The sequence below is a fragment of the Candidatus Hydrogenedentota bacterium genome, from assembly GCA_018005585.1.
Classification (GTDB): domain Bacteria; phylum Hydrogenedentota; class Hydrogenedentia; order Hydrogenedentales; family JAGMZX01; genus JAGMZX01.
Map to the genome: position 1 here is coordinate 1 of JAGMZX010000237.1, position 5,620 is coordinate 5,620.

Consider the following 5,620-nt stretch of genomic DNA (forward strand, 5'->3'; position numbering starts at 1 on the left):
TGGGCAAGATGCCCATGCCACGGGAGGCGAGCGCGGCGCGGCGCTGATCATCGCCATCGCGATCATGACCATCCTGCTCGCCATCGCGCTGACCTTCTTCGCCGTGACCCGGCTCGAACTCAAGACCGCGACCAACGTCACCAACACCGTCCGCGTCGAGTTCATCGCCGATGCGGGCGTCGCCATGGCCGTGCATTCGCTCAACCAGGACTTTCTCACGCACGCCGAAGTCACCTCGACGGACCACTCCTGGCGCTCGATTTACAGCGGCGCCGCGTTCGCGGGCAAGCCCTGGACGTGGCGCAAGGGCGTGCCGCTCTGGGCGGGCAAGCGGCCCGGCTGGCCCGGGCCGCCCGGCGTGCCCGAGATCGACCTCAACAGCTTTCCCTACATTGATTTGACGGGCGCGGATGACGGCGGCCCGGACGGCATCCCCGACGAGCCGCTCTACCGCGGTCCGCGCACGCGCAACTGGCTGTTCATCCCCCGCGTCGAGAAAGTGAGCGATGCCCGCTTCAACCCGGACGGCAAATTCACGCCCGTCCTGTACGATGATTCCTTCGCGCGCTACAACCGCGAGGCCGCGCTCATGACGGCGGACGGCACGCCGGTCCCGCTCAACGACCCCGCTTCGCGCTATTCTTTCGTGCGCTACGAACGGGGCCCCGGCTATTTCCCCTTCGTCACGCCACGCTTCTACGGCCAGGCGATACTCCCCGACGGAACGAGCTTTTTCCCGCCGCCCTGGCGCGAAGACGCTGCAAACAACCCGGAACTGGCGAGCCTCCCGGGTGAGTTCCGCAACACGCTCGACGGCCTCGTCTACGCCGAGGAGCAGGTGGACCTCTGGGCCGACGTGGACAACGACGGCGACGGGCTCAAGGATTCGGTCTGGATCCCCATCCCCATCGACCGCTACTTCCCGGACGACGGCCTCGACAATGACCTGGACGGGTTCATTGACGAGCGCCAGGACAACGCGTTTGACGACGACGCCGACACGATTGTCGACGGCGCCGGCGCCCAGGAATTGTATACCGCCGACCCGGATGAGGCGATTGAGCCGGGCGTGTTCGTATATTACGCCGGTGACGACGGTCTCGACAACGACGGCGACGGCTTTGTCGACCGGGAGGATTCGCCCGCGAGCCCCGGGGCAACCGCGCCTTTCGAGTTCGACCCGGTCTATGACCCCTTGAACCTGCCGCCGACCGCCGTGGCGCCGTCGCACCCAGACAGCAAGCTCGGGTTCCTGCTGAGCACGCCGCTGCCCGGCCTGCGCATCCCCTTGGACCTCGACGCGGACGGCACCGTGGGCGATGACGACGACCTGATGCCGGTCCCCGACCCGGCCAAACCGGGCCAGTTCAAGTACGTCCCGGCCTTTGTCGTGCTGCCGCCGCAGATGCCCGTGCCGGTCCGGTTCGCCGACAACTCCTATTACACGCTGACGATGACGGCGTCCGACGTGGACACGATCGACAACGACCACGACCTGCTCGTGAACAACAACTCGGTCTACGCCTATCTCACCGGCTGGCCGATGCCTGTCTGGCGCCCGCTGAATTACTGGCGGGCCTATACCGAGCAAGTCCAGGCGGCATGTGAAGAGGATTTCCCCGGCGACCCGGACGCGACGGCGGCCTGCGTCGCGCAACGGATGGCCGAATGGTTCGGCCCGGACTATTCCATCGCCGATCTTGAACGCCTGGACGCGGCCATCGGCCTCAGCTACAACGAGATCTGCGTGCCTTGCCTGTTCCCGTCCCTATACGACGGGAACCCGCTGCCGGACCTGCTGCTGCCGCCGCCGTTCGAGGAGGCCACGCAGCGCCTGCGCATCACCATGACCGGCGAGCCCGTCTGCGACCTCGCGGGCCGCGCGGCCATCCTCATCATCGACGAACAGAGCAAGGTCAACGTCAACGTGGCCGGCGCGCACACCTATCGCGAACGGTTCCCCGACTCGCCCTCTATCCAGGGAGACCTCATGCGCGCGCTCGCCGACGGCGCCACGCCCTACGAATACGAAACGCGCATGCTGCCCGATATCGGGGCGCCGCTCGCCACGCGCCTGTGGGGGCTGCTGACCGGCGCGCCCGACGGCGCGACCGTCGGCATCGCCTACGACACCAGCGAAGCGCCGCCGCGCGCCGAGTACTCCTTCGACGTCAGCTTCCCCGGCTTTGGCCGCGTGGACGACAACGCCAACGCGCTCGCGGCCGGCCTCAACGGCATCAACGACGACGGCGATTTCGAGCTGGACAACGACAACGCGCGCGTCGCGCCCCTCGCCGATGAGGGCCTGTACCTGCCGCCGCTGAGCACGTTTGCCGAAGACTTCCTGCGCGGCGCCGCGTTGCCCCCCGAATATGGCCTGTTCGCCTCCGATGTCCAACGGGAATTGAAACTCGGTTTCCAGCCCTATTTCCTGCGCCTGGGCGCGTTCGAAGGCATCGACGAGCCCGCGGAACTGCAGCGGTTCCGCCCCCTGCGCAACCCCCTGGCCGAGAACGACGGCGCCGACAACAACGCGGACCTGGTCACCGACGAACTGGGCGAACTGGGCGACCGCAACCTCCGCACGCGCGAGCAGGTCACCCTGGCCCAGGGCATCGCCGGCGGGCGTTACGAGCCGCTCCGGAACCAGCTTTCCGTCCACGCCACGGACCGGAACATCACCTATTTCGACGCGTTCGACGGCGTCAAGACCCTCAACAAGCTCGATTTCAACTACGCCACGCCGCAGCAAATCGCCGCGTCGCTGCTGCTCTTCGGCGATTTCCCGATCACGCAGCAGCAGGACGATTTCTTCACCAACTACGGCATTGCCAGCCCCGCCGTCAGAACCACCACCGGGCGCGTCGCCGCGGGCTTTGCCGCAGGGCTTGCCCAGGCCGACACGACGGTGCTCGCGCCCGACTGGGACACCGGCGTGCCCGGCGGGCTGCTCTACGCCTTCATCGACCACGACCTCGACAACGGCACGCCGGACTTGCTCCTGCCCATGACCAACCCCGAGTTGGGCCATCGCGTCCCCGCGGACCAGGCGCTCGCCGCGCTGCAGCTCGCCGCCGATATCGTCGACAACCGCGACCGCAATCACGGGCGGACCCTGCTCACGACCGAAAAGACGGACTACATCGAGCGGCCCCGGGAAGTCGAGACGCGCCTCATCGAACAGAGGGACTTCGACGCGGCCGTGGCCGCAAACGAGCCGCTGCCGCTCCTGACCGAATACCGCTATCACCGGCCCGCGCCCGACGGACTCGGGCCCCGCGAACAGACGTCCGACGACGAACTGGTCCATCTCGACGGCGTCCAGGAGTACGCCGAAGAACAACTCCGGCTGACGGACGAAAAGAACCTCGAGATCAAGGACGACTGGTGGGCGGAATACGTCACCTACCAGCCCCCGGACGGCCGCCCCGCACTGCCCGAGGAACGCCGCATCAGCTATACCGTCTCCGGCCTCGAAGCCATACGCATCAACGAGATCATGGTCCGCCCCGTCCGCCGCGTCGAAGCCGAAGCCACGCCGGACAGATTGAATTTCGCCGGTTACAGCCCCTTGCTCGACCCGACGCCGTTCACCTTGTACCTGGATGGCTTTGTCAACCCGGACGATGGCGTGACAGTGGTCAGCGAGTTGCCCGAGTTCATTATGCGGCGCCGGGACATGGGCGACCTGGGGCTCGGTCTGACGCCGGTGTGGATTTATCCCACCGCGGGTCTGAACCTCGGCGACACGACGTACATCACCAACGATACGTGGCAGTACACGGGCGGAATTTTGCCGGGCAACGTGAATTTCGACCCCCGGGTCAATATGCCCAACGCCGTGGAATGGCTTTTCGTCGCGTCGGAAGGGCTGCCGGAGGGCCGCTACTACCTCACGGCAAACGTGACGACGACACCAGGGGCGATGTCGATCAACGGCGACAACCAGCTTCGTTATGCTATCAAATACGTTCCGGTGACGATTGACGCGAGCGGCGCCATTGCCGTCAACGAGGCTGCCGGCGGCTCGAGCATCCTTAAGGATATGGCGGGCATCGGACTCAGCGCGTTAGGCGCGTTGCCGCCGCCGCCGCTACCGCTCGAACTCCGCGAATGGTGGATCGACTGGCAGAACAACAGGACGGCCTCTCCGCCGCTCTTCGCGCCCGTCACGACACAGGAAATGGGCCTCGGCACGAACGCCCGGCCGCCCGGTTGGGTATTCCTGGACGGAAGTAAGGAACCCTATGCGCCGGTACCGCCTGGCGAACGCGGTCACGGATATTATGAGCGCGGCGTGGCGGAGATGGGTCAGTCCTGGCCCGATCCCCGGCTAACCGCATTGGCATCGCAACTCCCCACGCACACCGTGTTGGTGCCGCCGCAGCCGGCGCTGAATCCGGATACCGGCAATGTGGAAGGCTGGGCGCTGTGCGTTGCGCTGATGCTTGACCTCAATCTGGATCCAACCCAGGGCGATACGCCCGCGCTTAATGTCAATTTCTTCGATTTCAGCCAGGAACCGGACCACGAGTGGGTGGAATTGGCGAACGTCAGCGACCAGCCGGTGGACATCAGCGGCTGGCAACTTGAAGTGGGCGTGCCCGATGTGGAAGGCGTGGTGCCCGACCCGGCGAAGATCGTGCTCACCGTTCCCCCGGGCAGCGTCATCGCTCCGAAGGGGATGGTCCTCCTCTCGCCCGCACCGCCCGGCGGCGGCACGAGTAACAAGTTTGACTACTTCCAGCAAGCGAACGTAGGTGACCTGCCCTTGCCTCTGCGGAACGGCATCGGCCTCACGCGGGGCGTCATTCCCAACCGGTATCCGCCATTTTTCATGGCGAATACTACGGTGCCAGCATTTCTTGATGGTTCCCGCACTACGGCCGAAGTTGACTATCGGGATGTGAGCGGCAGTGTCTTTGACCGGCTGTTCGTGACGGATATCGCCGGACAATCTGCTTATTTGAATCCTCTTTGGACGCTGGATGACGCAACTGACTTGGGAATAACCTGGAATTTGTCCCCATTTGACTATGTTGATGCAGACGGCAATGGAAGGAATGACATACGGATTATAACTGATGGGGACCTCAACCCCGTAGACTTGCTTGACCCTGATGCACTTTCACTGGCCGAAGCCAAAGTCCGTTCAAGTAAGCCGTCTGGCCAGGAAATCAGCGACACTCCTCAAAGATCTTGGGACCGCATCATCCCGGTGACATCGTCGGCACTCGATGTCTCCGACGCCGGGGGCATTGCGCAACTGGTGCTGCAGGGCGGCGTGTTCCCGAACTATCCCGAGTGGGACGGGATCGACAATGACGGCGACGCCGTCTATGAGTCCGCGCAGACCGGGCCTGTTCGCGGCATACTGGCGAAAGACATGGTCGACAACGACCTGGACGGGCGCATCGACGAGTGGGACGAAGGCATCGACGAGGGCCGTAACGTGCGCGCCGGGTCGTACCGGCCGGGCACGCTGCCGCTGGCGTTTTTCCATCTGGGCGGCGTGATCTACGACAACGCGATGCTGCTGCTGGGTGACCAGGGGCTCGACGCCACGCCCGCCGGCCCGTTCTTCCAGAGCGGGTTTGTGACCCGCTTCGGCTACGGCCAG

General features: G+C 65.2%; 1 protein-coding gene. It reads left to right on the plus strand.

All coding sequences use genetic code 11. From position 1 onward, the window contains the following. The coding region (locus tag KA184_22890) for a lamin tail domain-containing protein (GenBank protein ID MBP8132436.1) at window positions 1-5,620 on the plus strand (5,620 nt) is incomplete at both ends.